Below are 16,668 nucleotides of genomic sequence, written 5' to 3'. Positions count from 1 at the left end.
GGCACTCACGCAGGGAGGGCACATGCCGGACGAAGCCCAGCCGAGCACCGGAGAGCAGGCCAAACAGCATGCGCTCACGCAGTTGCGGCAGGCGATCCTGCACGGCGAGATGGCACCGGCGCAGCGGCTGGTGGAGAACGAGCTCGCCGAGCAGTTCGGTGTGACACGGGCCAGCATCCGCGCGGCACTCATCGACCTGGAGGCCCAGGGCCTGGTCGAACGCATCCGCAACCGCGGTTCGCGGGTGCGGGTGGTGACCGTGGAGGAAGCGGTCGCCATCACCGAGTGCCGCATGGTGCTGGAAGGGCTCTGCGCGGCCAAGGCCGCCGTCGCCGCCAGCGACGAGCAGCTGACCCGGCTCGCCGACCTCGGCGCGGCCATGACCAAGGCCGTGACCGACGGCGAACCGATGACGTACTCCGACCTCAACCAGGAACTGCACGCCAGCATCCAGGAGTTCTCCGGCCAGCGCACGGCCAGGGAGCTGCTGGAGCGGCTCAACGCACAACTGGTGCGCCACCGCTTCCAGCTGGCGCTGCGGCCCGGTCGTCCGCAGCACTCCCTGAACGAGCACCTGGCCATGATCGAGGCGATCCGGGCCAGAGACCCGCAGGCGGCCGAGGCGGCCGTCCGCGCCCACCTCGGAAGCGTGATCGAGGCGCTGCGCGACTGAGCGAGCCGGACGAGGCGGGCGCACCCTGTCACTCGAGGAGACCCCGCAATGACGCATCCCGACGCGCCCGCCACCACCCCACCCCGCTCGACCCTCGTCATCACCGCGCACGCAGGCGACTTCGTGTGGCGCGCGGGCGGAGCCATCGCCCTGGCCGCCTCCCGGGGCGAGAAGGCCACCATCGCCTGCCTCACCTTCGGCGAGCGCGGCGAGTCCGCCAAGGCCTGGCGTGAGGGCAGGCGGCTGGCGGAGATCAAGGCGATACGCCGCGACGAGGCCGAGCGCGCCGCCGCCACCCTCGGTGCCGAGGTCCGCTTCTTCGACGCCGGCGACTACCCGCTGCTCGCCACCCCCGAGCTGACCGACCAGCTCGTCGCCGTCTACCGCGAGACCCAGCCCGACGTCGTGCTCACCCACCCGGTCGAGGACCCGTACAACGGCGACCACCCGGCCGCCAACCGCATGGCCCTGCAGGCCCGGATCCTCGCGCAGGCCATCGGCTACCCGGGCGACGGCGACATCATCGGCGCCCCGCCCGTCTTCTACTTCGAGCCGCACCAGCCCGAGATGAGCGGCTTCAAGCCCGAGGTCCTGCTCGACATCACCGAGGTGTGGGAGACCAAGCGCAAGGCCATGGAGTGCCTCGGCGCCCAGCAGCACCTGTGGGACTACTACACCGACCTCGCCGTCCGCCGCGGCGTCCAGCTCAGGCGCAACGCCGGACCCAACCTCGGCCTGGCCCACAGGACCATGGCCGAGGCGTACATGCGCCCTTACCCGCAGATCGCGAAGGAGCTGGCATGAGCGGCGTGATCGTCACCGACCCGCCGAAGGCGAACCTGAAGGACGTCGACGCGCTGGCTCGCTTCGGCGTGGCGACCGTGAGCGAGGCCATGGGCCGCACGGGCCTGCTGGGCCCGGGGATCCGCCCCGTCCAGCAGGGCGTACGAGTCGCCGGTACCGCCGTCACCGTGCTCTGCTGGCCCGGCGACAACCTCATGATCCACGCCGCGGTGGAGCAGTGCGGCGAGGGCGACCTCCTCGTCGTCACCACCACGTCCCCGTCCACGGACGGCCTGTTCGGCGAACTGTTCGCGACCGCCCTGCACCGGCGTGGGGTGCGCGGCCTCGTCATCAACGCCGGCATCCGCGACACCCGGGAACTGCGTGCCATGGGATTCGCGGCCTGGTCCCGCGCCGTCTCCGCACAGGGCACCGTCAAGGCCACCGGCGGCTCGGTGAACGTGCCGATCGCCATCGACGGCCAGATGATCCGCCCGGGCGACGTGATCCTCGCCGACGACGACGGAGTGGTGGTCGTCCCGCGCGAGCGCGCCCGGGAGACGGTCGACAAGGCCGAGGCCCGCGAGGCCAAGGAGGCGGCGACGCGAGCGGCCTTCCTCGACGGCCAGCTCGGACTGGACCGGTACGGGTTGCGGGAGAAGCTGGTGCGGTTGGGGGTCGTCTACACGTCGTACGACGACTATGTGGGTGTCGGTGGTGTCGGTGGTGCCGCCGGTGGACATGTGGGTGACAACCGTGTGGGCGGCGCCCATGTGCGGGACGGCCGTGTGGGTGGCGCCTGTGTGCGTGATGCCCATGTGGCGGATGCCCATGTGGTGGATGCCCATGTGGTGGATGACCACGTGGCGGATGGCCATGTGGCGGACGGCCATGTGGGGAGCACCTATGTGCGAGACGACCACGTGTCCGGCGACCATGCCCGTGACGACCGCCCGCGCGACGGAGACCCCTCGTGACCGGGCGGCGGCCAGCGGAGGTCCGCTGCATGCTGATGCGCGGCGGCACCTCCAAGGGCGCCTACTTCCTCGCCAGGGACCTGCCCACCGCCCCCGCCGCCCGCGACGAGTTGCTGCTGCGCGTCATGGGCAGCCCCGATGAGCGACAGATCGACGGTCTGGGCGGAGCGCACCCCCTGACCAGCAAAGTGGCCGTGGTGTCGCCGTCGACCGACCCGCGGGCCGACGTCGACTACCTCTTCCTCCAAGTCGCCGTCGACCGACCCGAAGTGAGCGCCCGACAGAACTGTGGGAACATCCTCGCCGGCATCGGCCCGTTCGCCGTGGAGCGCGGGCTGGTCGCGGCCGGGGAGGAGGAGACCGCCGTACGGATCCGTATGGTCAACTCCGGCGACCTCGCCACGGCGACCTTCCCGACCCCGGGCGGCCGGGTGCGGTACACGGGTGACGCCGAGATCTCCGGGGTGCCCGGTACCGCCGCCCCCGTCGTGATCGAATTCCCGCCCGGTGAAGGGAAGTTGCTGCCCACCGGCGACGTCCGCGACATGATCGACGGGATCCCCGTGACATGCGTGGACAACGGCATGCCCACCGTCCTCGTCCAGGCCACCGACCTCAAGATCACCGGCTTCGAGACACCCAAGGACCTGGAAGCGGACCTCGCGCTCGCTGACCGGCTCCACGAACTGCGCCTGGCGGCCGGCGAGTTGATGGGCCTCGGTGACGTGTCCGACACCACCGTCCCCAAGCTCACCCTCCTCGCCCCACCCCGCCGCGGCGGCGCGATCACCACCCGCACCTTCATCCCGGTCCGCTGCCACACGTCGATCGGAGTGCTCGGCGCGGCGAGCGTCGCCGCCGGTCTGCGCATCGCAGGTGGTGTCGGCGCGGACATCGCACAGCGTCCCGACACCGGCGACCGCATCCGCATTGAACACCCCACGGGATTCCTGGACATCGAGAGCAGCCTCGGCACCGACGCCGCGGGCCTCCCGGTCGCCCGCCGTACGGCCGTCGTCCGTACCGCACGCAAGATCTTCGACGGCGCCGTCTTCCCCAGCCCTGCCGAAACGGCTCCACTCCCCGTACTCACCCCCGGAGGCCCCCGATGACCCCGCCGCTCGGCGACATCGCCCACATAGGCCACGCCCAGCTCTTCACCCCCGACCTGGACGCCAGCGTCGCCTTCTTCACCGACTACCTGGGCCTCACCGTCAACGGCCGGCAGGGCGACACCGTCTATCTGCGGACCTACGACGACTACGAGCACCACAGCCTGGTGCTCACCGCCCGCGACCAGCCCGGCCTCGGCCGACTCGCCCTGCGCACCTCCAGCGAGGAGGCGCTGCACCGCCGTATCGAGGCCGTCGAGTCGGCGGGCGGCACTGGCAAGTGGGTCGAGGACGAGCCCGGACTCGGCAGGCTGTACCTCACCACCGACCCCGACGGGCATGAACACGCCCTGTACTGGGAGAGCGAGCACTACCAGGCGCCCCAGGCGCTGCGACCGGCGCTGAAGAACCAGCCGCAGGCCAAGCCCGACCGGGGCGTGGGCGTACGCCGCCTGGACCACGTCAACTTCCTCGCGGCGGACGTGCTCGCCAACGCCGAGTTCCAGGAACAGGTGCTGGGGGCCCGGCCCACCGAGCAGATCCAGCTCGACTCCGGGAAGATCGCGGCCCGTTGGCTGACCTTCACGGACAAGTCGTACGACGTCGTCTATACCTCGGACTGGACCGGCTCCACCGGCCGGCTGCACCACATCGCCTTCGCGACCGACACCCGCGAGGAGATCCTGCGCGCCGCCGACCTCGCCATCGACTCCGGCGTGTTCATCGAGACGGGTCCGCACAAGCACGCCATCCAGCAGACGTTCTTCCTGTACGTCTACGAGCCCGGCGGCAACCGCATCGAGCTGTGCAACCCGCTCACCCGTCTGGTGCTGGCCCCGGACTGGCCGCTGATCACCTGGACCGAGGCCGAGCGGGCCAAGGGGCAGGCGTGGGGCCTGAAGACGATCGAGTCCTTCCACACGCACGGGACTCCGCCGGTCGCCTGACGCGCGCCCCTCCTTCCGGACACCACTTTCAGACACCACTGGACTGTGCTCACCGTCGGCATGCTGATGGCCGCCCACTACAAGGGCGGGATCCACTCCGCCTACGTCGCCCTGTGGGTCGTCGAACCCCTCGGCTGGCGCGCCGCGTTCTGGTTCGGTGTGCTCCCGCTGCGAACCAGGAGCGATGCAATGTCATATCTAATGGCCCGTCATATGTACTGATGAGCCGAACTGGGATATTCGACGCTCTCGCGTATTGTTGCGTCATATGCCCGCTGTGACGCGTGGCGGCTTTCGGGATGCCGGGGGCAAGTGAGTTGGACGATGAAGGGGGAACGGGGGACGTGGTGGCATTTCTTGCGGTGGTGGCCGTCGTCGGGTACATGGCCAAGGCAGGTCTGCCGTGGTGGGTGGTCGCGGCGGTGGCCCTGCTGACGGCGGGGTTCGCCGCGGGGGTGTCCGGCGGCCCGGCCCGAGGCACCAGAAGCACCATCGCCTTCGGCCCGACGGAGCCTTCGACCGACCACCGTCCGGCCGTACCGCCCGCCTCGGTGCACTCAGGTGCGGTGGGCCCGGACGACTGGGACGCGCAGGCGCCGACCGGCGCGGCGGACCGCGCACTCAGGTGAGGCGGGGCACTCAGGTGAGACTGGTCCCGGTGGCCTCCCGCAAGCACCGGGCGATGACCGCATAGCTCTCCCGAGCCTTCTCGTCATCGCTCCCGTCGTACCCGTGATCCGCGCCGGCCACGTCATGGCGCCCGACCAGCGCCCCCGCCGCCCGCAGCCGCTCGGCGTACCGCTCGCCCTCGGCCCGCAGCAGGTCGTGCTCGGCGACGATCACCAGCGCCGGCGCGATGCCCTTCAGATCGGCGGTGTCCGAGGAGTGCGCGGGTGACACGAGCGGGTCACCGCGCCGCCGTACATCGGGGACGTACGACGTGTCGAAGACGTCGGCCATCCAGGGCCGCAGCACCGGACGGGCGATGGCCGCCCGCTTGTCCCGGGCGTTCGTCGCCAGGTCCAGCGGGGGATAGTGCAGTACCTGGAGCGCGATCGAGGGTCCGCCCGCTTCGAGCGCCTGCCGCGCGACGGCCGCCGCGAGCCCGCCGCCGGCACTCTGCCCACCCACGGTGAGCCGCTCGCCGTCCCACCCCTCGTCGGCACCGTGCTCCGCGACCCACCGGACGATCTCGTACGCCTGTCGGGGCGGCGCGGGGAAGGGGAATTGCGGCGCGACGACATAGTCCACGTTGATCACGACCACCCCCGCCTCCGCGGCGAGGAACCGGCACAGCGGGTCGTCCAACTCGGTCAGCGTCATGACATAGCCGCCGCCGTGGAAGTTGACGTGGACCGGCGGCGCGGTGTCGCTGTCGGTGTGCTGGGGGAGATACACCGTCGCCCGGGCGGGCGCGATCGAGGTGGGGATCGTCAACCGGCGTATCTTGCGCGGGTATTCGGGGAAGCGGGCGTGCGAGGCCGCGGCGGAATTCCGGCCGCCGGAGCGACGGTCCGCCATGACGGTCGCGCGTTGCATCACCTTGGCGACGAAGGTGGCCACCGCGGGTCGGGCCAGGAAGGACATGTGGCTCCGTTCGGTCGCGGCCCTTGGGGCCCGCCCACTCGGGGAATTCTGTTGAGTTGGACAATTGTAGGTGACGACAATTATGAGTCAAGGGTTGGACCGGCCGGGACGGTGCCCGTATGAGGTAGGGTTGACCTGCATGATCACGCGCTTCACCGCGCGGTATGCACCGGGACGTGGCGCAGCTTGGTAGCGCACTTGACTGGGGGTCAAGGGGTCGCAGGTTCAAATCCTGTCGTCCCGACGGTGTGAAGGGTCTTCGTGGGCGAGAGTCCGCGAGGGCCCTTTTCGTGTGTGTCACCCCGGCCTCGAGGTGATCGGGCCGGACCGCTCGTACGCGCCGTGTCCCGGCCGTCGAAGCCGTGCCGCTCATGTTTACGTAAGGACATGCCTCGCGGAGTGCGCGCCCTTGTCCTGCCGGCCTCCCAGCGCCGCTCGCTCGACGAGCTGGCGGAGGATCTGGATCTGGGGTCCGGGGACACCAGGTCCAAGCGCTCGGCCTTCTGGACCATGCTGACGCTGTCGTCGGTGATCGCGGCCGGCGGGGTTCTGACGGACTCCACGGCCACCGTGATCGGCGCGATGATCATCGCGCCGCTGTCGACGCCGATCATGGGCATCGCCCTGGGCTCGGTGCAGCGCCGGAGGAACGGAGCGGTCATGATCGTGCTGGCCGCCTGTTTGGTGGTGATCGCGTTCGGGGCGGTGTTCTCGCTGGTGCTGCCCGGCGACTACGACCTGCTCTCCAACAGTCAGATCGCGTCCCGGACGTCACCGGGGCTGCTGGACCTGATCGCCGCGCTGGCCACCGGCTTCGCCGGCGCGGTGGCGCTGGCCCGGCGGGACGTCGCCGCCGTGCTGCCCGGCGTCGCGATCGCCATCTCGCTCGTCCCGCCGCTGGTGGTCGTCGGAGTCTGCCTGGGAAGTCTGGAGGGGTGGCTCGCACTGGGTGCGCTGGTGCTGTTCGTGTCCAACCTCTTCGCCCTGGTCTTCGGCGGCATGGTGGTCTTCGCCGCCCTCGGATACGGCACTCGGGCCGAGGACGCAGCCGGACGGCCCGCCCGTCACGCCTACGCCGCCATGGCCCTGCTGTTCGTCGTCGTGTTCGTGCCGCTCGCGGCCAACACCACGCTCACCCTGCTGATCAACATGTGGACCGGCCGAGCCAAGGACGCGGCGCAACAGTGGCTGGCCGACTCCCCGGACGCGTCCGTCACCAGCGTCGACGCGACGTCCCGGACGCTGTACATCCACGTCCGCACGCCCGGAGACGTCCCGCCGGTCCAGCCACTGCTCGACCGGCTCGAGGGGCAGGTCCCGAACGGCGTCCCGGTCGTGGTGGACCTGATGCGCGGGCGACGTATCGACGTGGGAACGGTCGGCGACTGAGGGCCGGGCGTCGACGCCCCCGCGAGCGGCTGGCGCCGGCGGACGCGTACTCGCACATGATCAGGGCGGGAGCCCGGCCCTGTCGCAGCAGTGCGGCCATCGTGCGCATCGGGCGGGCGGTCCACATGCTGGAAGAACGCCTTGGAGCCGGCGCACAGGTGGTTCAGGCCCGGCTCGGCCGGACTTCCGCTGCCGCGGCGAGGGCACTGCCGCAGGTCCGCGAGTGGACACAGAGCGAGGGGGCGACGCGGTCGCCCTGCTGCCGGTACAGCAGCCGGTCCTTGGCGCGGGCGCCCCAGCCGTCGTCGGCCAGCGGCAGCTCATGCGCGGTGGCGCGTTCCACGATCGGGATGAACGGCAGGTGGGTGGCGCCGCAGTCGTCGCCGAGAAAGGCATAGACCTCGCGTCCGTGCCCGGCGTTGGCGTCGTGCAGGGTGGTCAGGGCGTTCCAGCGCGCACCGGGAGCCCGACCAGGAAGTCGTTGTCCCGGAAGAAGCGGGCCCACTCGGCGTCGATGAGCGTGCCACGGTTCGTCCCCCTGCCAGGCCACCGCCACCTCCGGCACCGGACCGCGCGCCTCGCCCGGCGGTCGGCGGCAGGTGATCACCCATGACGGGTGATGTCCCCGCGGTGGGGCTCTGGTGCCCTGGAGCGGACGCACCGGCCGAGGGACACGGCCGCGCACGGTGCAGGAGGCCCGGACATGAGCGGTGAGGCCTGGACCGGTGTGGCGGTGGCGGGCGTCCTCGGCGCGTACGCGCTGTGCTCACGCCGGCTGGCGTCGACGCCGGTGTCGTCGGCGATGGTGTTCGTCGGCTGCGGCGTGCTCCTGGGCCCCGCCGTCTTCGATCTCATCGATCCGGAGCGCGACATCGGCCCGGTCCTCACCCTGCTCGAAGCGGCCCTGGCCCTGGTGCTGTTCACCGACGCCATGGCGGTGCGCCGACGGGACCTGCGCTCCGGCGGTTTCCTGCCGGGTCGGCTCCTCGGCATCGGGCTGCCGCTGAGCATCGGGGCCGGCTGGCTGCTGGCGTGGCCGCTGCTGCCGGGACTGACCCTGTGGGAGCTCGCTCTGGTGGGCGCCGTCCTCGCGCCGACGGACGCGGCCCTCGGCAAGACGGCCATGTCCAGCCCCCGGGTCCCGCCGCTGGTGCGGCAGGGGCTGAACGTGGAGAGCGGACTGAACGACGGCATGGTGCTGCCGTTCTTCGTGCTGTTCCTGGCCGCCATTCCGGGTACGTCCGCCGCGGCGGAGGGGGTGGCCGGCGTCTTCTGGCGCGCGCTCGTGCTGAGCACGGCGCTGGGACTGCTGGTCGGGGCCGGCGGCGGCCGGCTGCTGTGCTGGGCGCAGGCGCGGGGATGGGTCGCCCGGGAATGGGCGCAGCTCTTCGTCCCGGCCGTCGCCATGGCGGCGTACATGTCGGCCGACGTGTCGGACGGCAGCGGCTTCATCGCGGCCTGGGTCGCCGGCTTCGCCTTCGGCCACGCGCTGCGCCGGTACCGCGCCACCAGCCCGCGGGAGGACCCGGACGGCCCCGATCGCCCCGCCGACTTCGCCGAGAACCTGGGCGGCCTCCTGGCCTCGGTCGGCCTGCTGGTCTTCGGGGCGGTCCTGCTCGGGCCGACGCTGGACGACCTGAGCTGGCGGATCGTCGGCTACGCGGCGCTCAGCCTCACCGTCGTACGGATGCTGCCCGTGGCCCTCGCACTCGCCGGCAGCGGGCTGCGGCCGCCCACGGTGGCGTACATCGGGTGGTTCGGGCCGCGTGGGCTGGCGTCCGTCGTGCTGGGGCTCATCGTCGTGGAGGAGCACGTCCGCGGAGTGGTGCTGCTGGGCCAGGTGGTGGCGGTGACCGTCGGGCTCAGTGTTCTGTTGCACGGCGTCTCGGCCGTCGCCCTCGCCGACCGGTACGGCCGCTGGCACAAGCGGACCACGGCCACGGGCCGGGAACTGCCCGAGGGCGGTCCCGTCCCCCAGGCTGCGCAGCGCCGGATCGTCGCGCGTTGACGTCACCCGTCGTGCGTCATCAGGCGTCAAGACGTGAGAGGAGATTCGTCCTGCCCGAATCCTTCAAGGGCAAGATCGCCCTCGACGGTCCGGCCCCCCAGCATGTCGCGGATGGCCGACACGGGTGTGCGCTACTCCAACTTCCACACCACGGCACTGTGTTCCCCGACCAGGGCCTCGCTGATGACCGGCCGGAACGCGTTGTACGGCTTCCTCGGCGGCGAGTCGAGCTGCTGGTACCCGGACCTGATCCACGACAACCACCCGATGGCACCGCCGGCAACACGACCGCCTCGGTGTGACCGGTGAGCGGGGAGCCCAGGTTCATGGTCGACTGAACGGCGTACCGAGGTGAGCAGGCCGGGGCATCCTGGACCTGATGTTCGTCAGGAAGGACGACGCCGGCACCCGGCATCCTGATCCACGAGAACCGGTGCGCCGCGCTCTTCACCGCCGCCCTCGACACCCTCGCCCCGGACGACGAACGGCAGTTCCGCCCAGCGGCTGGTCCCGTCGGAGTGCACGCGTACTCCGCATCGGGTCGACAAGGTGGTGACGATGTCGAGGCCGCGGCCGTGCTCGTCCGGGTCCGGTGGGGCAGTGAGCAGGCCCGGTGGCGTCGCGGGGCCCATGTCGGTGACCTCGACGCGTACGGCTCCGTACCGGTCCGCCCGGCTCCGTGAGAGCCTCAGCGTCGCCGGGGGCAGGGCGTGGACGATCGCGTTGGTGAGCAGTTCCGAGACGACGAGCAGTACGTCCTCGGCGATGTCCGCGGCGAGCCTCCAGTCGGCGAGGACCGCGCGGATGTGCCGGCGAGCGGTCGAGACCGCTCCCGGGGCGTGCGGCAGCGAAAAGACGTGCTCGGCTTCCCCGCGCGGCGCGGCGTCGAGCTGCGCTGTGATCATGTTTCCTCCTTCTCGGGGAAGCCCTGCCGGCGGCCGGCCGGACCCGAAGAACGCTAAGGGCGGCAAAGCGAGCAGTCAACGAACATCGGTCGGCATTACCGAACAGCAGTCCCGAATCGGAGCGAGCGGTACTACCATCGCTTCATGGCCGGCCCAGTCCAGTCGATAGAGCGGGCGGCGGCGATCCTGCGCCTGCTCGCCAGCGGCTCCCGTCGGCTGGGCCTCGGGGAGGTGGCGTCGTCGCTGGGGCTCGCCAAGGGCACCGCTCATGGAATCCTGCGCACCCTGCAACACGTGGACTTCGTCGAGCAGGACCCGGCGACGGGAAAGTACCAGCTCGGAGCGGCCCTGCTGCACCTCGGCACCAGCTACCTCGACGTCAATGAACTGCGTTCGCGCTCCATCAACTGGGCCGACGCCCTGGCCGCCCGCAGCGGGGAGGCCGTCCGCCTGGGCGCGCCCCTGGAGGGCAAGGTGCTCGTCATCCACCATGTCTTCCGGCCGGACGACACCCTGCAGACCCTGGACGTCGGCGCGTTGCTGCCGCTGCACGCCTCCTCACTGGGCAAGGTCCTGCTGGCGTTCGGAGTCACGCCCCTGGACCCCGTGATGGACGCCGAACCGGAGGCGTACACCCGGCACACCCTGGTCCACCCCGAGGAGCTCGACCGGGCGCTCGGCGAGATACGGGAGGTCGGATGGGGCGCCGAGGTGCAGGAGATGAGCATGGGCGAGGCCGGGATCGCCGCGCCGATCCGCGGGCAGGGGGGCCTCGTGGTGGGCGCGATCGGGGTGTCCGGCGCCGTCGAGCGGATCTGCGACACCGAAGGCCGGCCGCTGCCGGCCCTGATCACCGTGCTGCGGGAGGCGGCACGCGCGATCTCCAGAGACCTGGGCGCGGCCCGCTGGTAGGTCACCGGCACCTCCGCGACACATCGGAAGGCAGGGCCGATCATGGTTGACCGGTATGTGATGTCCATCGACCAGGGCACCACCTCCACCCGCTGCATCCTGTTCGACCACGCCGGGCGGCTGGCCGCGGTCGCCCAGCGCGAGCACCAGCAGTACTTCCCCCGCCCCGGCTGGGTCGAGCACGACGCCGTCGAGATCTGGCGCAACCTCCAGCGCGTCGTACCCGAGGCCCTCTCCAACGCCGGCATCGACGCCGGGCAGATCTCCGCCATCGGGATCGCCAACCAGCGCGAGACGTCCGTGCTCTGGGACCCGCGCACGGGCGTCCCCCTCGGCCGGGCGATCGTCTGGCAGGACACCCGCACCGCCCCGCTCGTCGAGGAACTGCGGACGGACCCGGGAGACGAGTTCTTCCTCGAACACTGCTGCCTCCCGCCGTCGACCTACTTCTCCGCACCCCGCATCCGCTGGCTGTTCGACAATGTCGACGGCCTGGAACAGCGCGCCCGCGACGGCGAGGTCCTCTTCGGCACCATCGAGAGCTGGCTCATCTGGAACCTCACCGGCGGCACCGAAGGCGGCCTGCACATCACCGACGCCACCAATGCCAGCCGCACCATGCTCATGGACATCCGCGCCCTCACCTGGGACGACGCACTCCTGGACTTCTTCGGTGTGCCCCGCGCGATGCTCCCGGAGATCCGTTCCTCCGCAGAGCACTACGGCGAAGCCCGCGCCCTGCTCCCCGGCGTGCCCATCACAGCCGCTCTCGGCGACCAGCAGGCGGCCCTGTTCGGACAGACCTGCTTCTCACCGGGCGAGGCGAAGTGCACCTACGGCACCGGCAGCTTCCTCGTCATGAACACCGGCACCGAGCTCGTACGGTCCGAGCACGGGCTGCTCACCACCGTCGCGTACAAGATCGGGGACCAGCCCACCGTCTACGCGCTGGAAGGCCCGATGGCCGTCACCGGCTCGCTGGTGCAGTGGTTCCGGGACCGGCTGGGCCTGATCCACAGCGCCCCCGAGATCGAGACGCTGGCGCGCACCGTCGAGGACAACGGCGGTTGCTACATCGTCCCCGCGTTCTCCGGACTGTTCGCCCCCTACTGGCGCAGCGACGCACGCGGCGTCATCGTCGGACTCACCTCGTACATCACCAAGGGCCACCTGGCCCGCGCCGTCCTGGAGGCCACCGGCTGGCAGACCAGGGAGGTCGTCGACGCCATGAACGCCGACTCCGCGCTCGCCCTGAAGCAGCTCAAGGTGGACGGTGGCATGACGTCCGACCATCTGCTCATGCAGATCCTCGCCGACGTCCTGGACGTCCCCGTCGTACGGCCCCTCGTCCACGAGACGGTGTCGCTGGGCGCGGCCTACGCGGCCGGGCTCGCGGCCGGCTACTGGCCCGACCTCCAGGTCCTGCGCCGCAACTGGCACATGGCCGGCCAGTGGCTGCCGGACATGGACCCCGAACGGCGGGAGTGGGAGTACGAGTCCTGGAAGCGGGCCGTCGAGCGGTCCCTGGGGTGGATCCGGCCGCCGCGCCGCCCGTGACGGTTCCCTGTTGCCGTTCAGCTCCTTGCCAGCAGACCGCGGCTGCGCAGTACCCGCCGTTCCAGCGGGCTGAAGATCAGCAGGTCGATGGCGATGCCGACGATCAGGATGAGCAGGATGGCGAAGAACACCATGGACATGCTGCTGGTGTTGCGGCCGTTCTCCAGGAGCTGTCCGAGGCCGACGCCGAGGTCGGGGGAGGAGGCGATGATCTCGGCTGCCATGAGTGAGCGCCAGGAGAAGGCCCAGCCCTGTTTCAGGCCGCCCAGGTAGCCGGGCAGTGCGGCGGGCATCACGATGTGCCAGGTGCCCTTGAGGCCGGTGGCGCCGAGGGTGCGGCCGGCGCGCAGGAACAGGGGTGGTACCTGGTCGACGCCGGAGACCAGTCCGTTGGCGATGGAGGGGACGGCGCCGAGCAGGATCACGGCGAACATCATGCGGTCGTTCAGGCCCAGCCAGATGACGGCGGGGGGTACCCAGGCGACCGAGGGCAGGGACTGCAGGCCGGACAGGATCGGTCCGATGGCCGCGCGTACGAGTTTCACGCGGGCCACGAGCAGGCCCAGGGGGGTGCCGATGGCCAGGGCGAGCAGGAAGCCGAGCAGGCCGCGGGAGACGGAGGTCCAGATGTATTCGTGCAGGGTGCCCTGCAGCCAGGACGCGCGCAGTTCGCCCCACACGTCGGACGGCGCGGGCAGCTTGGTCGGGTCGCCGGCCGCCCCGGTCGACACCAGCAACTGCCAGGCCGCCAGGACCAGGGCGACGGCCGTGACGGGCGGCAGCACCTTGCGGATCAGGGTCTCGCGCAGCGGCGTACGGCCGACCTGTACGGAGTCCAGCGCGTCGAGCCCGGCCTCAACGCCCGCCAGGTCCTCGGAGCCGTCCTTGGCGGTGGTGTCAGTGCTGGCCATGGCGGCGGATCTCCCCACGCAGTTCTTCGGTGATCTGTCGGGACAGTTCCGCCACGTCGGCGTCCTCGATGCGGCGGGGCTGGGGGATGGCGACCGTCCACTGGCGGGCCACCCGGCCGGGCCGGGAGGACAGCAGCACCACGCGCTGGGCCAGGCGGACGGCTTCGCGGACGTTGTGGGTGACGAACAGCACCGACAGCTGGGTCTCGCGCCAGATGCGGGTGAGTTCGTCGTGCAGCACGTCCCGGGTGATGGCGTCGAGTGCGGCGAAGGGTTCGTCCATCAGCAGCAGCTTGCTGTCCTGGGCCAGGGCGCGGGCCATGGCCACGCGCTGGCGCATGCCGCCGGACAGTTCGTGCACCCGCTTGCCGTGGGCGCCCTTGAGGCGGACCAGTTCGAGGAGTTCCTCGGCCCGCTCGCGGCGTTCGGTCTTGGCGATGCCGCGCAGTTTGAGGGCGAGTTCGATGTTCTTGCCGGCGGTCAGCCAGGGGAACAGGGCGTGTTCCTGGAACATCAGGGCCGGGCGGCCGTCGGTGGTGATGGTGCCGGTGCTGGGCCGGTCGAGGCCGGCCACCAGGTTCAGCAGGGTGGACTTGCCGCAGCCGGAGGCTCCCAGGAGGGTGACGAACTCGCCGGGTGCGACGTCGAGGGTGATGTCGTCGAGGACGAGCTGCTTGCCGGCGGGGCCGGTGAAGGACTTCGACACGTGGTCGATGCGGGCGGCGTGCGCGGCGGACACGTCCGTGTCCGCGGCCTTGGCGAGGGCGGTTGCCATGGTCGTCACCTCCTGAGAACTGTGGGAACGGGGCTTATTCGACGCCGAGGTGGGCGTCGTCGACCGCGGGTTCGCCCTCGGCCTTGAGGACCTTGTTCAGCGGGGTCAGGTCGTAGATGCCCTTGAGGTCGGGCTGCTGCAGCAGCCCGGCCTGCACGGCGTGCTCGGCCTCGGTGCGCAGCGTGGCCGCCAGCGGGTCGTCGGTGACCTGGACCGACGTCCACGCCGGGTCGATGACATCGGCGGGCAGCGGCTTGCCGGTGTCGGTGTCCGGCCAGTCGCCCTGGCCGCTCTCCGCGTCGACCTTCCAGCCCTGCCCGGAGACCCAGTTGAGTGATCTTCTCCGGGTTCACGACCAGCTTCACGCCGCCCGACGCCGAACCGGAGATGATCCGCAGATTGTCGCCACCGGCCTTGGTGTAGCCGTTGACCGCGGGCGAGGGTCCGATCCAGGCGATGTCGACGGAGCCGGAGTTGAGCGCACGGCGAGCGCCGCTGTGACGACGAGGGCGCGCATAGCCACCTCACAGTTTCCTAGTTTTCCTACCTGGTTGATGGGGATAGTGGCAGAAGGTTGCGCGCACCCGAAGGGCTTGTTCACATAGTGGACCGCGGGTGAGGGATAATCCCGGCATGCGGATCTCGGCCAGAGCGGACTATGCGGTGCGGGCGACCTTGGAGTTGGCCGCGGCAGGGGACGACACCTCGCTGAAGGCCGAGGCCATCGCCGAGGCGCAGGGCATCCCGCACAAGTTTCTCGAGGGCATCCTGGGTGATCTGCGCCGGGGCGGGCTCGTGGTCAGCCAGCGCGGTGGCAAGGGCGGTTACCGGCTCGCCCGCCCGGCCGGCTCGATCGCCATCGCCGACGTGATCCGCGTCGCGGACGGCCCCCTGGTCTCGGTGCGCGGCGTACGCCCGCCCGACCTCTCCTACAGCGGCCCCGCGGAATCCCTGCTGCCGCTGTGGATCGCCGTACGCGCCAACGTCCGCAAGATCCTCGGCGAGGTCACCTTGGCGGATGTGGCCGCGGCCAAGCTCCCCGACGACGTACTGGGCCTCGCGAACGACCCCGAGGCGTGGACGAACCCCTGACGCTCAGTCGGCAGGCTTCTCCCACACCGACACGTGCTTGCCGCTCTCGCTGGTGAACGGCTCGCGCGTCCAGTCCTCCCAGCGGTCGCGCAGACGGAGGCCGGCGAGCCGCGCCATCAGGTCCAGCTCGGACGGCCACACGTACCGGAACGGGATGGACGAGTGCTCGGCGCGGCCGTCGACGATGGTGACGTAGTTCGAGCTCATCGCCTGGGTGGCGGGGTCGTAGGTGTCGAACGCCCAGTGTGTGTCGCTGATGTGGAACGGTACGGCGCGCTGCCCGGGAGGCAGCCGTCGCAGATCGGGTACGCCGACCTCGACCACGAAGCGGCCGCCGGGCCGCAGATGGTCGGCGGCGTTGCGGAAGCAGTCGACCTGGGCGTCCTGGGTCGTCAGATTGTTGATCGTGTTGAAGACCAGGTAGGCGAGCGTGAACTCGCCCGCCACCCGGGTCGTCGCGAAGTCCCCGATCGTCACCCCGACGGCGTCGCCGCCGGGTTTGGCGCGCAGCCGGTCCACCATCGCCCGGGACATGTCGATGCCGTGCACGGGCACGCCCCGGTCGGCCAGCGGCAGCGCGATACGGCCGGTGCCGATGCCGAGTTCGAGCGCCGCGCCGTCGCCGGCGAGTTCGGCCAGCAGGTCGACCGTCCGGCCCACCACGTCGGGGCGGAACACGTCCGACTCCTCATCGTCGTAGCCGGCCGCGATGTTCTCTCCGAAGTAGCCGTCGTCATCGGTCACGCCGGGACCGTACTGCCTGCCCCCCTGCCGCGGCACCCGAATTTCCGCGGGCGTCGACACGGGTGCCGGCACCACCGCGACCGGGGGGGCTGGGACGACTGCCCTCGGCGTCCCGGCGACCTAGCTTCGTGACTGACGCGAGCGAGGCGAGGAGACACAATGAGCGCATTAAGTCGAAGGAACATGCTGCGCGGCGGCCTGATCGCCACGACGGCGGCCCAGGACGGGCACGGGACATCCTGCCCGCCCCACCCGGACCGGCCTGACCCGCACCGACCACGACCACCCGGGCGGCG

General features: G+C 70.9%; 18 protein-coding genes, 1 tRNA gene and 2 pseudogenes. 14 read left to right on the top strand and 7 right to left on the bottom strand.

The window, feature by feature from the left end:
• Positions 1–22 precede the first annotated feature (22 nt).
• From IM697_RS27700 to IM697_RS27670, 7 genes and pseudogenes are all read left to right on the top strand, one after another.
• Positions 23–673 (top strand): GntR family transcriptional regulator, encoded by a 651-nt coding sequence (locus tag IM697_RS27700; RefSeq protein ID WP_194038824.1) that lies wholly within the window; start codon positions 23–25, stop codon positions 671–673.
• Positions 674–721: 48 nt separating this feature from the next.
• The gene (locus IM697_RS27695; protein WP_194038823.1) at positions 722–1,477 is read left to right on the top strand and encodes a PIG-L deacetylase family protein; all 756 of its coding nucleotides are present in this window, start codon (positions 722–724) and stop codon (positions 1,475–1,477) included.
• Positions 1,474–2,166: pseudogene (locus IM697_RS27690) on the top strand (4-carboxy-4-hydroxy-2-oxoadipate aldolase/oxaloacetate decarboxylase); the annotation flags it as partial. The gene IM697_RS27695 and the pseudogene IM697_RS27690, both read left to right, overlap by 4 nt.
• 263 nt (positions 2,167–2,429) lie before the next feature.
• Positions 2,430–3,545 carry a 4-oxalomesaconate tautomerase gene (locus IM697_RS27685; protein ID WP_228044195.1) on the top strand — a complete coding sequence of 372 codons (1,116 nt, stop codon included), beginning with the start codon at positions 2,430–2,432 and terminating at the stop codon, positions 3,543–3,545.
• Entirely contained in the window at positions 3,542–4,492 is a 951-nt protein-coding gene (locus IM697_RS27680; RefSeq protein WP_194038822.1) for a catechol 2,3-dioxygenase, read from the top strand. The genes IM697_RS27685 and IM697_RS27680 overlap by 4 nt, the downstream gene beginning before the upstream one ends.
• 45 nt (positions 4,493–4,537) lie before the next feature.
• The gene (locus IM697_RS27675) at positions 4,538–4,714 is read left to right on the top strand and encodes a hypothetical protein (protein ID WP_228044194.1); all 177 of its coding nucleotides are present in this window, start codon (positions 4,538–4,540) and stop codon (positions 4,712–4,714) included.
• A gap of 122 nt (positions 4,715–4,836) precedes the next feature.
• The gene (locus IM697_RS27670) at positions 4,837–5,121 is read left to right on the top strand and encodes a hypothetical protein (RefSeq protein WP_194038821.1); all 285 of its coding nucleotides are present in this window, start codon (positions 4,837–4,839) and stop codon (positions 5,119–5,121) included.
• A 10-nt stretch (positions 5,122–5,131) separates the two neighbouring features.
• Here the strand turns inward: IM697_RS27670 and IM697_RS27665 are convergent, their stop codons facing one another.
• Complete coding sequence (locus IM697_RS27665) at positions 5,132–6,079, bottom strand: alpha/beta hydrolase fold domain-containing protein (protein ID WP_194038820.1); 948 nt, start codon at positions 6,077–6,079, stop codon at positions 5,132–5,134.
• A 170-nt stretch (positions 6,080–6,249) separates the two neighbouring features.
• Here IM697_RS27665 and IM697_RS27660 point away from each other — a divergent pair.
• Both IM697_RS27660 and IM697_RS27655 read left to right on the top strand, forming a co-directional pair.
• Positions 6,250–6,323, top strand: a tRNA-Pro gene (locus IM697_RS27660).
• A gap of 143 nt (positions 6,324–6,466) precedes the next feature.
• Entirely contained in the window at positions 6,467–7,468 is a 1,002-nt protein-coding gene (locus IM697_RS27655; protein ID WP_194038819.1) for a TIGR00341 family protein, read from the top strand.
• Between the two features lie 163 nt (positions 7,469–7,631).
• Here IM697_RS27655 and IM697_RS27650 read toward each other — a convergent pair whose 3' ends face one another.
• Positions 7,632–7,973: a hypothetical protein gene (locus IM697_RS27650; protein WP_194038818.1), complete on the bottom strand. Its 342-nt coding sequence runs from the start codon at positions 7,971–7,973 to the stop codon at positions 7,632–7,634.
• Between the two features lie 198 nt (positions 7,974–8,171).
• Between IM697_RS27650 and IM697_RS27645 the strand changes: the two genes are divergently transcribed.
• Together IM697_RS27645 and IM697_RS46005 are read left to right on the top strand one after the other, a co-directional pair.
• On the top strand, positions 8,172–9,476 hold the full coding sequence (locus tag IM697_RS27645; RefSeq protein WP_194038817.1) for a cation:proton antiporter: 1,305 nt from the start codon (positions 8,172–8,174) through the stop codon (positions 9,474–9,476).
• A gap of 102 nt (positions 9,477–9,578) precedes the next feature.
• Positions 9,579–9,785 (top strand): hypothetical protein, encoded by a 207-nt coding sequence (locus IM697_RS46005; RefSeq protein WP_407699554.1) that lies wholly within the window; start codon positions 9,579–9,581, stop codon positions 9,783–9,785.
• A gap of 77 nt (positions 9,786–9,862) precedes the next feature.
• On the opposite strand, the gene IM697_RS27635 is transcribed toward IM697_RS46005, so the two are convergent.
• Positions 9,863–10,381, bottom strand: coding sequence for an ATP-binding protein (locus IM697_RS27635; protein ID WP_194038816.1), 519 nt, complete (start codon positions 10,379–10,381; stop codon positions 9,863–9,865).
• Between the two features lie 144 nt (positions 10,382–10,525).
• Between IM697_RS27635 and IM697_RS27630 the strand changes: the two genes are divergently transcribed.
• Together IM697_RS27630 and glpK are read left to right on the top strand one after the other, a co-directional pair.
• On the top strand, positions 10,526–11,293 hold the full coding sequence (locus IM697_RS27630; protein WP_194038815.1) for an IclR family transcriptional regulator: 768 nt from the start codon (positions 10,526–10,528) through the stop codon (positions 11,291–11,293).
• Positions 11,294–11,335: 42 nt separating this feature from the next.
• On the top strand, positions 11,336–12,850 hold the full coding sequence (gene glpK, locus IM697_RS27625; protein ID WP_194038814.1) for a glycerol kinase GlpK: 1,515 nt from the start codon (positions 11,336–11,338) through the stop codon (positions 12,848–12,850).
• A gap of 17 nt (positions 12,851–12,867) precedes the next feature.
• On the opposite strand, the gene IM697_RS27620 is transcribed toward glpK, so the two are convergent.
• From IM697_RS27620 to IM697_RS27610, 3 genes and pseudogenes are all read right to left on the bottom strand, one after another.
• Entirely contained in the window at positions 12,868–13,761 is an 894-nt protein-coding gene (locus tag IM697_RS27620) for an ABC transporter permease (RefSeq protein ID WP_194038813.1), read from the bottom strand.
• The gene (locus IM697_RS27615; RefSeq protein ID WP_194038812.1) at positions 13,748–14,536 is read right to left on the bottom strand and encodes an ABC transporter ATP-binding protein; all 789 of its coding nucleotides are present in this window, start codon (positions 14,534–14,536) and stop codon (positions 13,748–13,750) included. The genes IM697_RS27620 and IM697_RS27615 overlap by 14 nt, the downstream gene beginning before the upstream one ends.
• Before the next feature lie 34 nt (positions 14,537–14,570).
• Positions 14,571–15,018 (bottom strand): annotated as a pseudogene (locus IM697_RS27610) (sulfate ABC transporter substrate-binding protein); the annotation flags it as partial.
• Positions 15,019–15,169: 151 nt separating this feature from the next.
• On the opposite strand from IM697_RS27610, the gene IM697_RS27605 reads away from it, so the two are divergent.
• Positions 15,170–15,628, top strand: coding sequence for an RrF2 family transcriptional regulator (locus tag IM697_RS27605; RefSeq protein WP_194038811.1), 459 nt, complete (start codon positions 15,170–15,172; stop codon positions 15,626–15,628).
• Positions 15,629–15,631: 3 nt separating this feature from the next.
• Here IM697_RS27605 and IM697_RS27600 read toward each other — a convergent pair whose 3' ends face one another.
• A complete protein-coding gene (locus IM697_RS27600) occupies positions 15,632–16,372 on the bottom strand; it encodes a class I SAM-dependent DNA methyltransferase (protein WP_194038810.1) in 741 nt (246 codons plus the stop codon).
• Positions 16,373–16,668: the final 296 nt, after the last annotated feature.

Source organism: Streptomyces ferrugineus (assembly GCF_015160855.1).
GTDB lineage: Bacteria > Actinomycetota > Actinomycetes > Streptomycetales > Streptomycetaceae > Streptomyces > Streptomyces ferrugineus.
This window is presented reverse-complemented; position numbering and strand designations above follow the sequence as displayed.